The sequence below is a fragment of the Pseudomonas sp. LAMO17WK12:I5 genome, from assembly GCF_900215165.1.
Taxonomy (GTDB): Bacteria; Pseudomonadota; Gammaproteobacteria; order Pseudomonadales; family Pseudomonadaceae; genus Aquipseudomonas; species Aquipseudomonas putida_A.
Window position 1 is genome coordinate 97,620 of record NZ_OBDS01000008.1, and the last position, 18,746, is coordinate 116,365.

An 18,746-nucleotide genomic window follows, 5' to 3' on the forward strand; every position below is an offset into this window, starting at 1 on the left:
AAGCTGACTTCGGGGAATTGCGCTACCTAAACGCGGCCCGGTTAAAGGCCGGCGCGCACTATACCGGAATTTGCCCGAAAAGGGAGCTTTTTTTATCGCCTGAATCGGTGTGTCACCGCTGTGTAACGGGGTTTTGCGGATAATCGTGCAAAGGTCTATTTTGCAAAGGCCCGGCCCTGCGGGTGATGACGCTTAAACGATTCATCGATGTGCGGCATACCGTCGCTGCACCCGCCCTTCCCGCCCGAGGATTTCTCCATGAATCAGCCCTGCCCCGGCCGCGTCAGCCGTGAACGTCGAGGTCATATCCACTTGATCGGCCTCGACCGGCCCGCCAAACGCAACGCCTTCGACCTCGATCTGCTCAATGACTTGAGCCTGGCCTACGGCGAGTTCGAGGCCGACAGCGAGGCGCGGGTGGCGGTGGTGTTCGGGCATGGCGAACACTTTACCGCCGGTCTGGATCTGCTCAACGCCAGCGCCGCCCTCGCCGAAGGCTGGCAGGTTCCGACCGGTGGTTGCGACCCATGGGGTGTTTTCGTTGGTCCACGGGTCAGCAAACCGGTAATTGTCGCCGCGCAGGGCTACTGCCTGACCATCGGTATCGAGTTGATGCTGGCCGCGGATATCAACCTGTGCGCGAGCAATACCCGCTTCGCGCAAATGGAAGTGCAGCGGGGGATTTTTCCGTTTGGGGGCGCGACATTGCGCTTTCACCAGGTGGCCGGTTGGGGCAACGCGATGCGCTGGTTGCTGACCGGCGATGAGTTTGATGCACACGATGCGTTGCGTCTGGGTTTGGTGCAGGAAGTGATGGCCAGTGAGGATCTGTTGCCGCGGGCGATCGAACTGGCCGAACGGATTGCCCGGCAGGCACCGTTGGGGGTGCAGGCAACGCTGATGTCGGCGCGCCAGGCGCGGTATGAAGGCGAGACGGCGGCGGCGCAGGGATTGCCGGCGCTGGTGAAGAAGTTGCTGGGAAGTGAGGATGCCAAGGAGGGGGTGCGGTCGCTGGTGGAGCGGCGCCCGGGCATCTTCAAAGGGATCTGAAATATTCGCGGGTTATCAGGCCCTCTTCGCGAGCAGGCTCGCTCCCACAGAAAATTGTGTGAGTGCCACAGGACCCATGTGGGAGCGAGCCTGCTCGCGAAGGGGCCATCACTGACAACTCAGGTCGCCGGGCGAATCGCCTTGATCAACGACTGCAGCGAATAACCCAGCCGTGGCGCCAGCACTTCGGCGCGGGCGGTCAGCGCCTGCATGTCGAGTTCCTGATCGAGATCCGCCGGCACAATCAGAATCACATTGCCCTCCTTCACCGGCAGCTCCCAGTAATGCCGGTGATAGAGCCCGCGCAACAACGCCGCGCCCAACGGTTTGCCGTCATCGGTAGCCCACTGGTTGATCACCAGCCAGCCGCCCGGGTTCAGACGCTTCTGACAGTCGCCGAGAAAACTCCAGGCCAGGTGCCCGACACCCGGGCCGACATCGGTGTACAGATCGACAAAGATCAGATCCGCAGGCTCGGCCGTCGGTAGCAGTTCCAGCGCATCGCCGACCCGAATGTACAAACGTGGATCATCATCCAGCCCCAGGTACTCGATCGCCAGACGCGGCACGTCCGGGCGCAGTTCGATGGCTTCGACGTCTTCCAGCGGCAGGAACTTGAGGCAGGCCTGAGTCAGCGTGCCGGCACCGAGGCCGAGAAACAGTGCGCTCTCCGGTTGCTCATGGCACAACGCGCCAATCAGCATCGCCCGGGTGTAGTCATATTCGAGCCAGCTCGGATCGGCGGTGAACACGCAGCTCTGCTCGATGGCATCGCCAAATTCCAGAAAGCGGTAATCGGCCACTTCCAGCACGCGAATCACGCCGAACTCATCCTGTACCTCGGCGAGCAACAGCTCGACGCGCTCCTCAGTCATTTCGTCTCCTGATGGTCACCGGGCGCGGTGACGCGATGGCACCGCTGCGGCGCCGTGGAAAAGCGGCGATTGTCGGTGATGGGGCGGGAGCAGGTCACGCACTAATTACTGCTACCATGGGCTTCCCGTGCGTAGAACCAATTAGAGACCGTGATGAGCCAACCGTGGAGCCCTGACAGCTGGCGCGCCCTGCCGATCCAGCAACAACCCCAATACCCTGACACGGCGCATCTGCGCCAGGTCGAGCAGACCCTGGCCAGTTATCCGCCGCTGGTGTTTGCCGGCGAAGCACGCGAGCTGCGCCGTCAATTTGCCGAAGTGACTCAGGGCCGGGCGTTCCTGCTGCAGGGCGGCGATTGCGCGGAAAGCTTTGCCGAGTTCTCGGCGGCGAAGATTCGCGACACGTTCAAAGTATTGCTGCAAATGGCGATCGTCATGACCTTCGCCGCCGGTTGCCCGGTGGTCAAGGTCGGGCGCATGGCCGGCCAGTTCGCCAAGCCGCGCTCGGCCAACGATGAAACTATCGACGGCGTGACCCTGCCGGCCTACCGTGGCGACATCGTCAACGGTATCGGCTTCGACGAAAAGAGCCGCGTGCCGGATCCGGAGCGCCTGCTGCAGTCGTACCACCAGTCCACCGCCACCCTGAACCTGTTGCGCGCCTTCGCCCAGGGCGGTTTTGCCGATTTGCATCAAGTGCACAAGTGGAACCTGGACTTCATCGCCAACTCGGCACTGGCCGAGAAGTACAGCCACCTCGCCGACCGCATCGATGAAACCCTGGCGTTCATGCGCGCCTGTGGCATGGACAGCTCGCCGCAACTGCGCGAAACCAGTTTCTTCACTGCCCACGAAGCGCTGCTGCTGAACTACGAAGAAGCCTTCGTGCGTCGCGACAGCCTGACCAACGATTACTACGATTGCTCGGCGCACATGCTGTGGATCGGCGACCGCACCCGTCAGCTCGACGGCGCTCACGTCGAATTCCTGCGCGGGGTGAACAACCCGATCGGGGTGAAAGTCGGCCCGAGCATGAACCCGGATGATCTGATTCGCCTGATCGACGTGCTCAACCCGGACAACGATCCGGGGCGCCTGAACCTGATTGCGCGGATGGGCGCGAACAAGGTCGGCGATCACCTGCCGGCGCTGATCCGCGCGGTGCAGCGTGAGGGCAAACAGGTGCTGTGGAGCTCCGACCCGATGCATGGCAACACCATCAAGGCCAGCAGCGGCTACAAGACCCGCGACTTCGCGCAGATCCTGGGTGAGGTGAAGCAGTTCTTCCAGGTGCACGAAGCCGAGGGCACTTATGCCGGCGGGATTCACATCGAGATGACCGGGCAGAACGTCACCGAGTGCATCGGTGGTGCGCGGCCGATCACTGAAGATGGGTTGTCGGATCGTTATCACACCCACTGTGACCCGCGGATGAATGCCGATCAGTCGCTGGAACTGGCGTTTTTGATCGCGGAAACCCTGAAACAAGTCCGCCGCTGAATCAGTCAGATTTTTAGCGTCGGGCAGGCCGCCTTCGCGAGCAAGCCCGCTCCCATACTGGATCTGTGTCGTACACAAAACCCATGTGGGAGCGAGCCTGTTCGCGAAGAGGCCAGCTCAGTCACTACAGACTTCAGCCAATGCCACCCGCAAACGCCCCGCACTCTCGCGCTGACAATTAAGCTGCACTCGCGCAAGCCCCAGCCAATCGGCCATCTGCCGCAAATTCAACGCCAGCGCCAGCATCCCCTCTTCGTCCAGCCCCGGCTCTTCCTCGTGCACTGCATGCACCGCCAATCGTCCCGACGCCCGCTCGGCGCGCAAATCGACCCGCGCGGCAATCCGCTCGTTGTGCAGAAACGGCAACACGTAATAGCCGTAGACCCGCTTGTCCTGCGGCGTATAGATCTCCAGCCGATAGCGAAAATCGAACAAGCGCTCGGTGCGACTGCGCTCCCAGATCAGCGAATCGAACGGTGACAACAGCGCACTGGCGATGACTTTACGTGGGACTTTCGGCTGCGGCAGGCAGTAGGCGATCTGTCGCCAGCCAGCGACTTCGCAGGTCTGCAATTGCCCGTCCTCGACCAGCTCCGCCAGACGCGGTCGCGCATCGCCAGGGTTCAAGCGGAAATAATCGCGCAGATCCTTTTCCGTGCCGACGCCCAGTGCCTGGGCCGCGTGCAGCAGCAAACCACGTTGCGCTTCGGCTTCATCCGGCAACGGCTGCTGCAGAATCGACGTCGGGATCACCCGCTCCGGCAAATCATACAAACGCTCAAAACCGCGGCGGCCGGCGACTGTCACTTCACCGGCGGCGAACAACCATTCCAGCGCATGCTTTTCCGCGCTCCAGTCCCACCATTGCCCGGCCTTGTCCTCGCGGGTCGACAGACTGCCGGCGCCCAATGCACCGCGCGCCTCAACCGCGCTTAAAACCCGGCGCACGACGTCCTGCTGCTCAAGACCAAACTTCGCCAGTTGCTGATAGATGTCTCTGCCAGTTCTGGCCCGCTGCATCCGCCACCCCATCAACGGATACATCGCCAGCGGCAGCAACGACGCTTCGTGGCCCCAGTATTCGAACAGCGTGCGCCGACGGCCCGAACTCCAGGCAGCCTGGTCGAGCAGATCGGAAGAATAGGAACCCAGACGGGAAAACAGCGGCAGGTAGTGCGAGCGCACCACAGCGTTGACGGAGTCGATCTGCAACAGCCCCAGCCGTTCGATCAGCCGGTTGAGTTGCGGCGCCTTGACGGTCGGCGGCTGGCGCCCGTTGAACCCTTGGGCAGCCAGCGCCAGTCGTCGCGCCTGTTTGAGAGAAAAGGCCAGAGTCGCGGGCATGAGCATCTCCTTGTCTGCTCGCAACCTACCTCACCTGAAAGTGGTTTGTGTAGTAAGGCCCTGATCATTTATGCATCGGATCGTCCCAGAACGGCCGAATGGCCTCGTGTTCGACGTCGGCACGGCTGACCCCGATGTCCTTCAGCGCTTCGTCGCTCAGGCTGGCAAGCAACTCACGCTCACGGTGCAGTTCGTACCAGCGGCTAAACTTGTGCAGCAGGTCGGAAACGATATGCCCGTGGCCGGAAAATTTTGCGTCGTCTACATACTCTCTTTGACCTTTCATCGTGTTGCCCTCCTTGTGGATGGCTCAAGTCTCGCGCTGGCGCTAAGATCAATCCAACGAATGTTTCTGATGGCATTCATCACGGAGATTCATCAATTGTCGGCCTACCCCAGTATCGATACCGATGTCCTGCGCACCTTCGTCGCGATTGCCGATCAGGGCGGTTTTACCCGCGCCGGCGAGATGGTCAACCGCACGCAATCGGCGGTGAGCATGCAGATGAAGCGCCTCGAAGAAGATGTGCTGCAACGTCAGTTGTTCGAGCGCGACGGCCGCCAGGTACGTCTGACCGCCGAAGGCCAGGTGCTGTTGGGTTATGCGCGACGCATCCTGAAATTGCACAGCGAAGTGTTCAACACGCTGCGCGAGCCGCACATGGTTGGCACTGTGCGCATTGGCACGCCGGATGATTACGTGATGCGGTTTCTGCCGGGGATCCTCTCGCGGTTCGCTCAGTTCTACCCGCTGATCCAGATCGAAGTGCACTGCGAATCCAGCAAACAGCTGTTGCAGCGCACCGATCTGGACTTGTCGATCGTCACCCGCGAGCCGGGCAACGAGATCGGTCAGTTGCTGCGAAAGGAGCGTTTCGTCTGGGCCGAGGCGCAGAATTTCAGCGCCCACGAGCAGACGCCGTTGCCGCTGGCGATGTTCAACAGTGATTGTTTCTGCCGTTTGTGGGCCTGCAATGCGCTGGACGCGATGGGCCGCGACTACCGCATCGCCTACAACAGCACCAGCCTGTCGGCGCTGATGGCGGTGGTGAGCGCGGGTCTGGCGATCACCGCGCAACTGGAAAGCCTGATCACCCCGGACATGCGCATTCTTGGCGCCGCCGAAGATTTGCCGCTGTTGCCCGAGGCCAGCATCATGCTGATCCGCAACCTGAACAATCCGTCGCCGATCACCGAATGCCTGGCCGAACACATCGTCGAAGGCTTCAAACTTTAAACGCGAGCATCACCGCGCACAGCACCAGAAAACCGCAGAACAGCCCGCGCAGGAGCCTTTCCGGCATGGCGTGGGCGACTTTCACCCCCCAACTGATGCTGGCCAGACCGCCGATGGCCAGCGGCAGGCCGATCATCCAGTCCACTTCGTGATGCACCGCGTAGGTCACCAGGGTCACGCCGGTGCTTGGCAACGCCAGAGCCAGCGACAAGCCTTGAGCAACCACTTGGCTGGTGCCGAACAGACTGGTCAGCACTGGCGTCGCCACCACGGCCCCGCCGACACCGAACAAACCGCCCATGGTCCCGGACGCTGCGCCCAAAACACCGAGCCATGGCCATGAGTAACGCATTTCGGAGGTCACGGCGGTTTTCTTGCCGAACATCTTCAGCAGGTTGTACGCCGAGAGCACCACAAGGAAAGCGACAAAGCCGATACGCATGGTTTGCGCATCGATGCCCACCGCCCAGATCGAACCGATCCACGCAAAGCAAAAACCCATGACCGCCAACGGCAGCGCATGACGCAGCTCGATGCGATTGCGCTGATGATAGCGCCACAGCGCCAGCATCACGTTCGGCACCACCATCACCAGCGCCGTGCCTTGGGCGATCTGCTGATCGAGGCCAAACCACACGCCCAGCAGCGGGATGGCGATCAAACCACCGCCGATGCCGAAGATCCCGCCCAATGTGCCAAGGGCGGCGCCAAACAGCAGGTACAACAAAAACTCGATCACAGCGATGTCCTCATCCGTCAGGCGATTCATCCTACGCAGTCGAGGCTGGCGGGGAAACGCACAGCAACGCACAATGGCTATGCCAATGTCGCACAAGCACCGTAGCACTCATGAATCCCAATCAGTTGACCGAACAGCTCGGACTGTTTCTCGATGTACTGGAGAGCGGCAGTTTTTCTGCAGCTTCTCGTCGGCATCCGCTGACGCCTTCCGCCGTGGCGCGGCGCATCGACAGCCTGGAAAGCGCGGTCGGCAGCCAGTTGTTCATTCGCAGCACCCACGCCGTGCGGGCGACCCCGGCAGGTCTAGCGTTTGCCGAGCGAGCACGACGCATCGTCAGCGAACTGCAACTGGCCCGCGCCGAGGCGGTGTCGTTGAGCAGTGCGCCGGAAGGCTTGATTCGCATCGATGCCCCGGCCGCTTTTGGTCGCCGCCATCTCGCGCCGGTCATCGCTGACTTTCTGGTGCTGTACCCGGGCCTCGACGTGCAGTTGCACCTGATCGACAGCTTCATCGACATGCACGGCTCGAATCTGGGCAAAGTCGATCTGGTGCTGCGCGCCGGGCAAATGGCCGATACGCGGCTGGTCGCCACGCCGCTGGCGAGCATGGTGCGCATTGCCTGCGCCAGCCCCGACTACCTCAAACGCCGTGGCGCACCGCGCCATCCCGCGCAGTTGAGTGAACATGACGGGCTGGATTGGGAAGGTCTCGCCCCGCCCTTCGCCTGGCGCTTCGAACTGGACGGGCAAATGCAACTGCATCGCCCCGCGCGCATCCGCATGAGCGCCAACAATGCCGAAGCGCTGGTGTGCGGTGCTCTGGCCGGGCTGGGCATCGCGCATTTGCCGACCTGGCTGGCCAGTGAGTACCTGCTGCGCGGCGAACTGCTGCCGCTGTTCTGCGAGAACGGCCTGCCGCAACCGGAAAGCACCGGCATCTATGCGCTGCGCATGGAACAGCAGACCCACTCGCGCAGCCGTCTGCTTCTGGAATACCTCAAGACCCGCTTCAGCCCGGTGCCACCGTGGGATCTGGCGCTGCAACGCGAGCTGGGCCGACACTAGATCCTGGATAATTATCTGGCGCATTAAACATTCGGGCGCTAGATTCAAGCCCATCACCGAACAAGGCTTTGCCATGACCACCGAACGCGACACCCCCGACAACTGCGATCACCTGCTGCTGGATAATCAGGCCTGCTTCGCCCTGCATTCCACTTCGCTGATGATGACCAAGGTCTACAAGCCGCTGCTGCAAGCGCTGGGCCTGACCTATCCGCAGTATCTGGCGATGATGGTGCTGTGGGAAAAGGATGGTTTGACCGTGGGCGAAATCAGCACGCGGTTGCTGACCGATCCAGGCTCGCTGACACCGTTGCTCAAACGGCTAGAAGGTGAAGGCTTGCTCAGCCGCACGCGCAGTCGTGAAGATGAGCGTGTGGTGATTGTCGAGTTGACCGAGCAAGGTCGAGCACTGCGCGACAAGGCGCAAACCATTCCACAATGCATCCTCGGCGCCAGTGGTTTCACCCTCGAACGCCTGCAGAAGCTTCAATCTGAGTTGCAAGCCCTACGCAACCATCTGCAAAACAGTTTGGCCTGAGCCCGCCACTGTAGGAGTGAGCCTGCTCGCGATAGCGGTGAACGCGCCGCCATCGTGTTGACTGCTGCATCGCTATCGCGAGCAGGCTCACTCCTACAGGTAATCTCGTTGTCTGAAAAATATTTTTCCACGCCTGACCTTCCCGCCATCCTCTCTAAACCGCGCCTTCCAGGCTAACCAAACGAACCAGTCCTTCGTCGAAGCGCATATTTTTCAGAAAATTATCTTGCGCACTAAACATTAGCGAGCTACATTCCTATCGCACTTACTTAGCGCGCAAACAATTAGCGCAAAAACAGACACCCAACGAGGCCCACACCATGCAAACTCTCTACACTGCAATCGCAACCTCCACTGGCGGCCGTGATGGTCGTGCGATCTCCAGCGACAACATCCTCGACGTCAAACTCGCTACCCCGAAAGAACTCGGCGGTGCCGGCGGCGCAGCGACCAACCCTGAGCAACTGTTCGCTGCCGGTTACTCGGCCTGCTTCATCGGCGCACTGAAATTCGTCGCCAGCCAGACCAAACGCAAAATCCCCGACGATGCCTCGATCACTGCTCATGTCGGTATCGGCCAGATCCCTGGCGGCTTCGGTCTGGACATTGACCTGCACATCAGCCTGCCGGGTCTGGAACAAGCCGACGCGCAGACACTGGTCGACGCGGCGCACCAGGTCTGCCCGTACTCCAACGCCACCCGTGGCAACGTCGACGTGCGTCTGCACGTCACCGTTTAAGCACTGACGCCCCAGGCCCGAACAGGAAATGAACATGAACACTTTCAGCAAAGTCTTGACCGGTACCCTTCTCGCCCTGTCCATCCACAGTGCGTTCGCCGGTGATGTCGAACACAACACTCAGGCCTTTCTCGATGTGTTGAATGCCGGCACCGGCAAGCCGATAGAACAGCTGACACCCAAAGACGCCCGCGCCGTGCTGGTCGGCGCGCAGTCGGGGGTCAAGCTGACGCTGCCCAAAGCAGACGTCAGCGAGAAGACCATTCAGGTCAATGGCCAACCGTTGCAGCTGACCATCGTCCGGCCGGCCGGGGTCAAGGGCGAGCTGCCGGTGTTCATGTTCTTCCATGGTGGCGGCTGGGTACTGGGCGATTTCCCGACCCACGAACGGCTGGTGCGCGATCTGGTGGTCGGTTCGGGCGCGGCGGCAGTCTTCGTCAATTACACGCCGTCTCCGGAAGCGCATTACCCGGTGGCGATCAACCAGGCCTACGCCGCGACAAAGTGGGTCGCCGAGCACGGTAAAGAGATCAATGTCGACGGCCAGCGTCTGGCCGTGGCGGGCAACAGTGTCGGCGGTAACATGGCGGCCGTGGTGGCGCTGATGGCCAAAGACCAAGGCACCCCGGCGATCAGATTCCAGGTACTGCTGTGGCCTGTGACGGACGCCAGTTTCGACACGGGCTCGTATAACCAATACGCCGAAGGGCACTTCCTCACACGCAACATGATGAAGTGGTTCTGGGACAACTACACCACCGATGCCAAACAGCGTAACGAGATCTATGCCTCGCCGTTGCGAGCAACCACCGCGCAATTGAAGGGCCTGCCGCCAGCACTGGTGCAGACCGCCAGCGCCGATGTATTGCGTGATGAAGGTGAAGCGTACGCACGCAAACTCGACGAGGCGGGTGTAGCGGTAACGTCGGTACGGTACAACGGCATGATTCACGATTACGGCTTGCTCAACGTGGTCAGCCAGGTGCCGGCGGTGCGTTCGGCGATGTTGCAGGCGTCTGAGGAACTCAAGCAACACTTGAAGTAACCACCATCCCATTGTGGGAGCGAGCCTGCTCGCGAAAGCGGTGTGTCATCCGGTTGTGTGCTGACTGACAGAACGCATTCGCGAGCAGGCTCGCTCCCACAGGGGACAGGCGTGAAGCGCAAAACGCAGACACAAAAAAGCCCGACTCAATGGTCGGGCTTTTTCTTTCCGTAAAAAGCAGTGCTTATTTGGCACGGCCTTTGTAGGAACCGCCTTCGCGGGTATCGATCTCGATCATGTCGCCGATTTCGATGAAGTCAGCAACCGACAGCTCGGTACCGTTCTTCAGTTTGGCAGGCTTCATCACCTTGCCGGAAGTGTCACCGCGAGCGGAACCTTCGGTGTAGTCAACCTGACGCACGATGGTGGTCGGCAGTTCTACGGAAACCAGACGCTCTTCGAAGAACACGGCTTCGCAAACGTCGGTCATGCCTTCTTCAACGAAAGGCAGAACGCTTTCGATGTCTTCGGCGTTCAGTTCGTACATGGTGTAGTCAGTGGTGTCCATGAACGTGTAGGTGTCGCCGCTGATGAAGGACAGGGTCGCTTCTTTGCGGTCGAGGATCACGTCGTCCAGCTTGTCGTCCGCACCGTAAACGGTTTCGGTCTTGTAACCGGTCAGCAGGTTCTTCAGCTTGGTCTTCATGATCGCGCTGTTACGGCCCGACTTGGTGAATTCAGCTTTCTGAACCAGCCAAGGATCGTTGTCGATACGGATCACGGTACCGGGTTTGAGTTCTTTACCAGTTTTCATTGCGAATATCCGAATTTGGATGGGATTTACAAAAATCTAGGCCGCGTATCATATCCAATTTAGGTAAAACTGTACCAGCGCCGTGGCAAGATCCGCCTGCAAGCCTTGTTCCAGACACCATTGCTCGGCGTTTTCCTGCAGTTCTGGCCAGTGTTTACGGACCTGGAGCCAGTGCTCGCCGATCGGTTTCCCGGCACTCCAGGCCCGCCACAGACCGCTCATCGCCTCGGCAGCGGCCGGGGAAAGCCCTTTGGTGTAGAGCGCGAGAAAGGCATCGAGCTTGTCCAGGTGAATGTCTTCGTCCTGCTGATAGATGTGCCAGAGCATCGGTCGCCCGGCCCACTGTGCACGGACGAACGAGTCTTCACCGCGCACCGCGTTGAAGTCGCAGCACCACAGCAACTGATCGTATTGATCCTGACGGACGAACGGCAGCACCTGCACCGTCAGCGCCTGACGCACATCCAGATCGCCGACAGCCAATGCATCGACCCCGAGCCAGCGCGCAACGTCACCGAGAATCCGCCCTTCCGGCACCAGCAGATGGGTCGGCGTGCTATCGGCCGCCAACGCATCCAGCCAACTGGCCAGCCCGGCATTTTCGTAGGCAAACAACGAGATCAGCTGTGCGTCAGCTGCGCGATCTACGCCCAGGCCGTGCAGGAATTGTCGCTGCGCAGCCGCGTCCTGCTGAAATCGCCGACGCCGCTCAAGCAGACCGTTTTCACGCAGCAAGCCGCCCGTCCCCGGTTGAAATCCGGGAAAGAAAAAGAATTTCTGTACCGACTTGTACTTCACCGACGGCAAACCGTGACAACCGGTGACCCAGTCTTCGGCGCTGAGGTAATCGAGGTTCATCCACAGCGGTGGCTGTTGCCGCTCGGCCATGGCGTCCATGTACGCCGATGGCAGCTGACAGGCAAATGCGGCGATCACCACGTCCGCCGCCTCCGTCTGCGGCCAGTCGCTCGGCCAATGCCGCACCTCGACGCCCTGCTGCGATTGCTGCGCCAGGTGGATGTCGATCTCGGGGCAGATACGTTCAAAGGCGCGCAGGTCATCGACCCACAGGCGCACCGCCAGCCCATGCTCGGCTACCAGTTGCCGGGCCAGACGCCAGGTCACGCCGATGTCGCCATAGTTGTCGACCACGGTGCAAAAAATATCCCAGCGGGTTTTCGGTACCGGCATGCAAGACTCCCGTTGGCAAAAGCGCTGATTGTCCGCATAAATGACCTCGCGCAGAAGAGCCGACGGCGATTAATCTTCGTGCGACAATCGCCACTTGCCCGCAATCATCCGCCAGGAGGCAACCATGCCCTATCGCCCCAACCCGCGTCGTCCCTTGCCCGTTCAGCTTAGCGCACTGCAACTGACCGGCAGCATCGCCCTGGGCATGTGGCTGGGCTTTCTGGCCATCGCCCTGACCTGCTGGCTGATTTCGCGTTTTGTGTTGACCGAGCAACTGGCACCGGTTGCTCAGGCGGTGCAGCAACTGGCCAAGCCGCCAGCGGCGGTTCAGGTACAACCGGACATTCCGCCACAGAGTCCGCTGTTCGAACAGTACGAAGAAAACCTGCGCAAGAACGAGCAGCAGGCGCGCCTGGATCAGGCTCGCGGCAGCAGTCGCAACCAGTCAAATCCGAAATGCCAGTTTTGGCTGCAACAGGACCAGACCGCGCCGAGCGAAAAGAGCCGCGCCAACGTTTTGCAATTCTGCGATTGATCATGAATAAACACACCGTCCACCAACTGATCCTCAACAAATTGCGCGTCGACCTCGACATCGCCGAACGCGCCGCGCAGACCGCTTACGAAACCGCGACCCACGAAGAGAACATCGCCGAGAACAAATACGACACGCTCGGGCTTGAGGCTTCCTATCTGGCGGCGGGTCAGGCGAAACGGGTCGAGGAAATCCGTCAGTCACTGGCGCTGTGCCAGAACCTGACACTGCGTGCCTATGACGAAAATCGCGGCATCGAGATCGGCGCCCTGCTCGGTCTGGAGGACGAAAAGGGCCGCGAGCAATGGCTGTTTCTGGCCCCGGATGCGGCAGGTCTGAAAGTCGATGTGGTGGGTCAGCCGATTACCGTCATCACCCCGCGCTCGCCGCTGGGCAAAAGCCTGCTGGGCAAGTTCGAAGGTGATGAGGTGGAGATTCTGGTGGCGGGCACCCGGCAACAGTTTGCTGTCACCGAGGTGCTTTGAGGCAGGGTCTTAGTGGACCGGCAGTTCGACGCCGTCGAACAGCTCTTCCAGTTCCTGCTTGTTGTGGCACTGGATGGCTTTGGCCATTACTTCGCGGGTCAGGTGTGGAGCGAACTTCTCGATGAAGTCGCACATGAAGCCCCGCAGGAAAGTACCGCGACGGAAACCGATCTTGGTGATGCTCGACTCGAACAGCTCGCTGGCATCCAGCACCACCAGGTCGTTATCGAGCTTGGTGTCGACCGCCATCTTGGCGACGATGCCCACACCCAGGCCCAGACGCACGTAGGTTTTGATCACGTCGGCGTCGGCCGCGGTGAACACCACTTTCGGCGTCAGGCCACGATGGCTGAACGCTTCGTCGAGCTTCGAACGGCCGGTGAAACCGAACACGTAAGTCACGATCGGGTATTCGGCCAGCGCTTCGAGGGTCAGCTTCGGCAGCTTGGTCAGCGGGTGGCCCTGCGGCACGACCACGCAGCGGTTCCAGCGATAGCACGGCATCATCACCAGATCACCGAACAGCTCCAGCGCTTCGGTGGCGATGGCGAAATCGACGGTGCCGTCAGCGGCCATCTCGGCGATCTGCATTGGCGAACCCTGGTGCATGTGCAGCGCCACGTCCGGGTATTGTTTGATGAAATTGCTGATCACCGGCGGCAATGCATAACGCGCCTGGGTGTGGGTGGTGGCGATCGACAGGGTGCCTTTTTTCTCGTTGGAGAATTCCTGGGCAATCTGCTTGATGCTTTCAACCTTGCGCAGGATTTCGCCCGCGGTGGTGATGATGCGCTCGCCGGCCGGGGTGACGCGGGTCAGGTGCTTGCCGCTGCGGGCAAACACTTCAACGCCAAGTTCGTCTTCCAGCAGGCGGATCTGTTTACTGATACCCGGTTGCGAGGTGTAAAGGCTTTGGGCGGTAGCGGAAACGTTGAGGTCGTGGTGCGCCACTTCCCAGATGTAGCGCAATTGTTGAAGCTTCATATGTATCCCTCAAAGCAGGTAGACGCCACGGGCATCAGCGACGGTATATAACTATATTAATGGTTTGATGAATAAATCTAGAACTTTTTTGTCAAAAGGCCATTATTCCCGCTTCAGCGATCCCCCCGGCGCCGGCGCTCCACCAATGGCACCAGATAAACCGGCACCTTGGCCAATTGCAGGACCCGAGTCGCCGTGCGCCCCAAAGGCGTTTCCGCCCCTACGCCGTGGCTGTGAGTGCCTACGATCAGCAAATCCACAGAGAGTTTCTGCACCTGGTCGAGAATCACCTGCGCCGGATCGCCCTGCACTACCCGAACCGCGCAAATCCGCTGCAGATCCTGCTCGCCCTCGTCGCCCAGCTCTTCGCGAAAACTGTCCAGCACCCGTTGCTCGATATTGGCGATGACAGTTTTCAGACCCTGACTGTGAAATTCGTTCAATGCCTGTTCGTCGAGATAACTCTGCAACACCGACTCGGCAAACAGCCCCATGGGTTCCACTGCATGCACCACATACAAGTCGGCATTGAATGTCCGCGCCAGCGCCAAGGCATGCTGCATCACTAAAGGTGCGTACAGACCGAGGTCAGTGGCATACAGCATCGAACGAATCATATGACCTCCTCGCGTGCCAACATGGCGGAGATTTGATTCAGCTTAGCAGTGCCTTGGCGAGTACGACGTGCGACGCAACGTCTTGAAGCACTGGGGCTTTAGATCGACGGTTCGTTACTGATGCCATGCGGTACGTGTCCGGTGGCGACCACTTCGCGGGCCGCCTCGCAGTGGCCGGTCTGATCGTCGAAGAACACATCGGCAGCGAAGGCTTCGAGAAACGCCGATTTGGTCAGCCCGCCGAGAAACAGCGACTCGTCGAGGCGGATGTCCCACTCGCGCAAGGTGCGGATCACCCGCTCATGGGCCGGTGCCGAACGCGCGGTAACCAGCGCCGTGCGAATCGGGCAGTCGTCTTCGGGGAACTCGCGTTGCAGCGCATTGAGTGCCGCCAGAAAGCCCTTGAAAGGCCCACCGCGCAATGGCTCGCGCGCCGACTCGCGTTCCTTGGCCTGAAACGCCAGCAGCCCGCCGGCCTGATAAACGCGCTCGGATTCGTCGGAGAACAACACCGCATCGCCGTCGAAGGCGATGCGCAACTCATCACTGGCCGCGCGACTGGCGCCGCCGGAGAGAATCGTCGCCGCGGCAAACCCGGCGTCCAGCGCGGCGCGCACATCCTCGGCGTGGGTGGACAGAAACAAGTCACAGCCAAACGCTTTGAGATAGGGATACGGACTGCGCCCGCCGACGAAGGCCGCCCGCGAGATGTCCAGCCCATAATGATCGATCGAGTTGAACGCGCGCAGGCCGGTGTCGGCACTGTTGCGCGAAACCAGAATCACCTCGACCCGGGCGCGGTCGAGGCGACTGTTGAGGCTCAGGAGTTTTTCTACCAGCGGGAACGCATCGCCGGGCGCGAGAATTTCGTCTTCGTGTTCAATCTGGTATTGCCGATAGGCTTCGACGCCGCTCGCCAGATAGACCTTATGACTCTCGCTCAGGTCGAACAAGGCGCGAGACGAAATCGCCAGCACCAGTTTGTCATCGATGTTCTTGGCCATGCCTTCCCCCACTCCCCCGAAAACCGACTCAAGTGTTGCGTCGGTCGATAAAACTCAATGTGCGATACAGCGCTTCGATCCGTGGCAACTCACAGCCTGCCGCTTTGGCTGCGGCCAATGGCTGGGCGTAAATCGCTTCCAGCTCCAGCGGCCGTTTATGCAGGAAATCGTGGTACATGCTCGGCCAATAGTCGGGCATTTTCTCGGTCATCATGAACAGGTACTCGGCGTAACCGGGCGGAACGTCGTGACCGCAGGCCCTGGCGCCCTGCACCACTTCGGCCATCAACGCCTGGATCAGCGCGCGACTGTCCGCGTCGGCCATCAGCGGCGTGGTGCCGGCGCCGAGCAACACCGAGAGACCGTTGTAGGGAATATTCCACACCAGTTTCTGCCAGCGCGCCTGTTGCAGATTGGGCATCGCCTGCGAATCGATGCCAGCGGCGCGGAACAGACCGGCACCCTCCTCGACCAGCGCCATGCGCGCCGCTTCATCCGCCGCCGGGCCACTGTGATAGCCGACATTCACCGCACCCAAGGCCTGATGGGTGATGTGTCCCGGCCCTTCGCGATGCACGCAGATCAGGCACAGACCACCGAGCAGATGCAGGGAATCGGGTAGCAACTCGCGCAAGCTGTCTTCGACGTCCAGACCGTTCTGCAGCACCAGCACTTTCGCGCCGGGCCTGGCCGCAGCAATGATCGCCGGGGCCAGACCCGCGCTGCTGGTGGTCTTGGCGCCGACCAGCAACCAGTCGCAAGCCGGCATGTTCTCGGCCTTCGCATACGCCTGCACCGGGTTCAGCGTCAGGGTGCCATGCACGGCACTGTCCACCTGCAAACCACGTTCGGCCACCGCCGAGAATTCACTGCGCAGTAAAAAGTGCACATCGAAACCGGCCCGCGCCAGCATCACACCGTAAAACCCGCCAATGGCCCCGGTGCCGATAATCCCGATCACCGGTTTGCTGTCTGCTCCCACCATCTATGGCAACTCCTCTGCAATTCGACCCAGTGCCTGCGCCACTGCCGCGTTCAGCGCAGCGGCGGTCAGACGCGTGTGCAATGCCCCAAAGAACTCGCCGTCGCGTACCACAAACAGCGCCGGCAAATGAAAGACCTGATAGCGCTCCACCAACCCGCCGTTGTTGCCGGCATCGATCCAGCACAGGCGATCCACCGCCAGCTCGAACCCGGGCAACACCTCTCTGGCATAGCGGCAGCTGGAACAGCCGACGCTGGTGAAAATCACCAGCGAAACGCCGCTCATCGCCAGCAGCCGCTGGTCGGCGTCGAAATCGGTCAGCTCGGATTCGACCACTATACTGGGGGAAACAATGTCAAATGGCCGACACAGGGAGTCTGTGCTCATGGGACGTTTCATTCCTCATCCGGACGAAGTACCGGTTGAATTAACCTTGCTCAAGCCCGAGTGTATTTCCAGGCAACAGCTGCACACTATCAGCCTCGGCGGGATCGCTTGCAATTATCACCGCGCGTGGCGCCACGGCACGGCGCTGCAGGTGCGCATGCCGACACTCAACGCCGAGATCTGTTATCCGGGCTATGTCGCATGGTGTCTGCGGCGCAAAAAGGGCTATCTGGTGGGGATCGCGTTCACCGATGAGCAGACGCTGTTCAGTGCCCGGATGGGCGAACAGGTGTGCCAGATCGAGCGTTATTGCCGCATGAACGAGGCCCACGACGATCTGCAGGATATTCAGGCGCTGGCCCTGCAATGGGTCGAACAACACGCCGACGAGTTCTCCCACGACAGCGTGCGCAAGGCTTTTGCCCAGCCAGTGCTGGATTAAAGCGGCGTTTGCCCATTGTCGAGCCGCGTCTGACGCGCTAAGGTTCGGCTCCCCGACGCGCTTAAATCTGCTGTGCTCCGCCGCGCGGGGATCGCTGGCGGCCGGCACCCGTGACCTGACGAGTAAACGATGGCTGATTTACCGATCAACGACCTAAACGTCGCCTCTAACGAGACCCTGATCACTCCCGATCAGCTCAAGCGTGATATCCCTCTAAGCGATGCTGCGCTGCGCACCGTCACCAAGGGCCGCGAAGTCATTCGCAACATTCTTGATGGCACCGACCACCGTCTGTTCGTAGTGATCGGCCCGTGCTCGATCCACGATATCAAGGCTGCCCACGAATACGCCGATCGCCTCAAGGTGCTGGCGGAGGAAGTCTCCGACACCCTGTATCTGGTCATGCGCGTGTATTTCGAGAAGCCACGAACCACCGTTGGCTGGAAAGGCCTGATCAACGATCCGTACCTGGATGACTCGTTCAAGATTCAAGACGGTCTGCACATCGGTCGCCAGTTGCTGCTGGACCTGGCCGAGAAAGGCCTGCCGACCGCCACCGAAGCCCTCGACCCGATCTCCCCGCAGTATCTGCAGGACCTGATCAGCTGGTCGGCCATCGGCGCACGCACTACCGAATCCCAGACCCACCGTGAAATGGCTTCCGGCCTGTCCTCGGCTGTCGGCTTCAAGAACGGCACTGACGGCGGCCTGACCGTGGCGATCAACGCCCTGCAGTCGGTGTCCAGCCCGCACCGTTTCCTGGGGATCAACCAGGAAGGTGGCGTGTCGATCGTCACCACCAAGGGCAACGCCTACGGTCACGTGGTGCTGCGGGGCGGCAACGGCAAGCCGAACTACGATTCGGTCAGCGTCGCCCTGTGCGAACAGGCGCTGAACAAGGCGAAGATCAAACCGAACATCATGGTTGATTGCAGCCACGCCAACTCCAACAAGGACCCGGCCCTGCAACCACTGGTGATGGAGAACGTCGCCAACCAGATCCTCGAAGGCAACCAGTCGATCATCGGCCTGATGGTCGAGAGTCATCTGAACTGGGGCTGCCAGGCCATCCCGAAAGACCTCGCCGACCTGCAATACGGCGTGTCGATCACCGATGCCTGCATCGACTGGTCCGCCACCGAGAACACCCTGCGCGGCATGCACGCCAAGCTCAAGGATGTTCTGCCGAAACGTCAGCGCAGCTGATCAGCGTTTCACGGGCATAAA

At 60.7% G+C, this 18,746-nt stretch carries 22 protein-coding genes; 11 read left to right on the forward strand and 11 right to left on the reverse strand.

Going from position 1 to position 18,746, the window contains the following annotated elements:
* Positions 1–258 precede the first annotated feature (258 nt).
* Positions 259–1,050: a crotonase/enoyl-CoA hydratase family protein gene (locus tag CRO59_RS15495; RefSeq protein ID WP_097088301.1), complete on the forward strand. Its 792-nt coding sequence runs from the start codon at positions 259–261 to the stop codon at positions 1,048–1,050.
* Positions 1,051–1,169: 119 nt separating this feature from the next.
* Here the strand turns inward: CRO59_RS15495 and CRO59_RS15500 are convergent, their stop codons facing one another.
* Positions 1,170–1,925, reverse strand: coding sequence for a spermidine synthase (locus CRO59_RS15500; protein WP_027613441.1), 756 nt, complete (start codon positions 1,923–1,925; stop codon positions 1,170–1,172).
* Between the two features lie 153 nt (positions 1,926–2,078).
* Here CRO59_RS15500 and CRO59_RS15505 point away from each other — a divergent pair, with 153 nt between their 5' ends.
* Positions 2,079–3,425 (forward strand): class II 3-deoxy-7-phosphoheptulonate synthase, encoded by a 1,347-nt coding sequence (locus CRO59_RS15505; RefSeq protein WP_097088303.1) that lies wholly within the window; start codon positions 2,079–2,081, stop codon positions 3,423–3,425.
* Positions 3,426–3,542: 117 nt separating this feature from the next.
* On the opposite strand, the gene CRO59_RS15510 is transcribed toward CRO59_RS15505, so the two are convergent.
* Positions 3,543–4,769: a winged helix-turn-helix domain-containing protein gene (locus CRO59_RS15510; RefSeq protein WP_097088305.1), complete on the reverse strand. Its 1,227-nt coding sequence runs from the start codon at positions 4,767–4,769 to the stop codon at positions 3,543–3,545.
* A 64-nt stretch (positions 4,770–4,833) separates the two neighbouring features.
* Complete coding sequence (locus tag CRO59_RS15515; RefSeq protein ID WP_097088306.1) at positions 4,834–5,055, reverse strand: DUF1127 domain-containing protein; 222 nt, start codon at positions 5,053–5,055, stop codon at positions 4,834–4,836.
* A 96-nt stretch (positions 5,056–5,151) separates the two neighbouring features.
* Here CRO59_RS15515 and CRO59_RS15520 point away from each other — a divergent pair, with 96 nt between their 5' ends.
* On the forward strand, positions 5,152–6,006 hold the full coding sequence (locus CRO59_RS15520) for a LysR substrate-binding domain-containing protein (RefSeq protein ID WP_025113145.1): 855 nt from the start codon (positions 5,152–5,154) through the stop codon (positions 6,004–6,006).
* On the opposite strand, the gene CRO59_RS15525 is transcribed toward CRO59_RS15520, so the two are convergent.
* On the reverse strand, positions 5,996–6,745 hold the full coding sequence (locus CRO59_RS15525) for a sulfite exporter TauE/SafE family protein (RefSeq protein ID WP_027613445.1): 750 nt from the start codon (positions 6,743–6,745) through the stop codon (positions 5,996–5,998). The two genes, CRO59_RS15520 and CRO59_RS15525, sit on opposite strands and share 11 nt — an antisense overlap.
* A gap of 110 nt (positions 6,746–6,855) precedes the next feature.
* Here CRO59_RS15525 and CRO59_RS15530 point away from each other — a divergent pair, with 110 nt between their 5' ends.
* The 4 genes from CRO59_RS15530 to CRO59_RS15545 all read left to right on the forward strand — a co-directional run bounded on the left by CRO59_RS15530 (position 6,856) and on the right by CRO59_RS15545 (position 10,135).
* Positions 6,856–7,812, forward strand: coding sequence for a LysR family transcriptional regulator (locus CRO59_RS15530; protein ID WP_096794959.1), 957 nt, complete (start codon positions 6,856–6,858; stop codon positions 7,810–7,812).
* 73 nt (positions 7,813–7,885) lie between these two features.
* Positions 7,886–8,350: a MarR family winged helix-turn-helix transcriptional regulator gene (locus tag CRO59_RS15535; RefSeq protein WP_096794958.1), complete on the forward strand. Its 465-nt coding sequence runs from the start codon at positions 7,886–7,888 to the stop codon at positions 8,348–8,350.
* Between the two features lie 320 nt (positions 8,351–8,670).
* Positions 8,671–9,090: an organic hydroperoxide resistance protein gene (locus CRO59_RS15540; RefSeq protein WP_027613448.1), complete on the forward strand. Its 420-nt coding sequence runs from the start codon at positions 8,671–8,673 to the stop codon at positions 9,088–9,090.
* Between the two features lie 34 nt (positions 9,091–9,124).
* The gene (locus CRO59_RS15545) at positions 9,125–10,135 is read left to right on the forward strand and encodes an alpha/beta hydrolase (RefSeq protein WP_095137300.1); all 1,011 of its coding nucleotides are present in this window, start codon (positions 9,125–9,127) and stop codon (positions 10,133–10,135) included.
* Between the two features lie 184 nt (positions 10,136–10,319).
* On the opposite strand, the gene CRO59_RS15550 is transcribed toward CRO59_RS15545, so the two are convergent.
* The gene (locus tag CRO59_RS15550; protein ID WP_003226785.1) at positions 10,320–10,889 is read right to left on the reverse strand and encodes an elongation factor P; all 570 of its coding nucleotides are present in this window, start codon (positions 10,887–10,889) and stop codon (positions 10,320–10,322) included.
* A gap of 48 nt (positions 10,890–10,937) precedes the next feature.
* Positions 10,938–12,080, reverse strand: a complete 1,143-nt coding sequence (earP, locus tag CRO59_RS15555; RefSeq protein WP_097088308.1) for an elongation factor P maturation arginine rhamnosyltransferase EarP — start codon at positions 12,078–12,080, stop codon at positions 10,938–10,940.
* A gap of 124 nt (positions 12,081–12,204) precedes the next feature.
* On the opposite strand from earP, the gene CRO59_RS15560 reads away from it, so the two are divergent.
* Together CRO59_RS15560 and CRO59_RS15565 are read left to right on the forward strand one after the other, a co-directional pair.
* A complete protein-coding gene (locus CRO59_RS15560) occupies positions 12,205–12,615 on the forward strand; it encodes a hypothetical protein (RefSeq protein ID WP_041069540.1) in 411 nt (136 codons plus the stop codon).
* Between the two features lie 2 nt (positions 12,616–12,617).
* A complete protein-coding gene (locus tag CRO59_RS15565) occupies positions 12,618–13,100 on the forward strand; it encodes a GreA/GreB family elongation factor (RefSeq protein ID WP_097088309.1) in 483 nt (160 codons plus the stop codon).
* A gap of 9 nt (positions 13,101–13,109) precedes the next feature.
* Here CRO59_RS15565 and cysB read toward each other — a convergent pair whose 3' ends face one another.
* The 5 genes from cysB to CRO59_RS15590 all read right to left on the reverse strand — a co-directional run bounded on the left by cysB (position 13,110) and on the right by CRO59_RS15590 (position 17,077).
* Positions 13,110–14,084, reverse strand: a complete 975-nt coding sequence (gene cysB / locus CRO59_RS15570; RefSeq protein ID WP_007908591.1) for an HTH-type transcriptional regulator CysB — start codon at positions 14,082–14,084, stop codon at positions 13,110–13,112.
* Positions 14,085–14,197: 113 nt separating this feature from the next.
* Positions 14,198–14,701 (reverse strand): universal stress protein, encoded by a 504-nt coding sequence (locus CRO59_RS15575; RefSeq protein WP_027613453.1) that lies wholly within the window; start codon positions 14,699–14,701, stop codon positions 14,198–14,200.
* A 98-nt stretch (positions 14,702–14,799) separates the two neighbouring features.
* Positions 14,800–15,705, reverse strand: coding sequence for a 5'-nucleotidase (locus tag CRO59_RS15580; RefSeq protein WP_027613454.1), 906 nt, complete (start codon positions 15,703–15,705; stop codon positions 14,800–14,802).
* 28 nt (positions 15,706–15,733) lie between these two features.
* The gene (locus CRO59_RS15585; RefSeq protein WP_097088311.1) at positions 15,734–16,690 is read right to left on the reverse strand and encodes a putative 2-dehydropantoate 2-reductase; all 957 of its coding nucleotides are present in this window, start codon (positions 16,688–16,690) and stop codon (positions 15,734–15,736) included.
* Complete coding sequence (locus tag CRO59_RS15590) at positions 16,691–17,077, reverse strand: co-chaperone YbbN (RefSeq protein WP_097088312.1); 387 nt, start codon at positions 17,075–17,077, stop codon at positions 16,691–16,693.
* Between CRO59_RS15590 and CRO59_RS15595 the strand changes: the two genes are divergently transcribed.
* Together CRO59_RS15595 and CRO59_RS15600 are read left to right on the forward strand one after the other, a co-directional pair.
* Positions 17,076–17,519: a PilZ domain-containing protein gene (locus CRO59_RS15595; protein WP_003226800.1), complete on the forward strand. Its 444-nt coding sequence runs from the start codon at positions 17,076–17,078 to the stop codon at positions 17,517–17,519. The genes CRO59_RS15590 and CRO59_RS15595 overlap by 2 nt on opposite strands.
* Before the next feature lie 129 nt (positions 17,520–17,648).
* Positions 17,649–18,725 carry a 3-deoxy-7-phosphoheptulonate synthase gene (locus tag CRO59_RS15600; protein ID WP_027613457.1) on the forward strand — a complete coding sequence of 359 codons (1,077 nt, stop codon included), beginning with the start codon at positions 17,649–17,651 and terminating at the stop codon, positions 18,723–18,725.
* Positions 18,726–18,746: the final 21 nt, after the last annotated feature.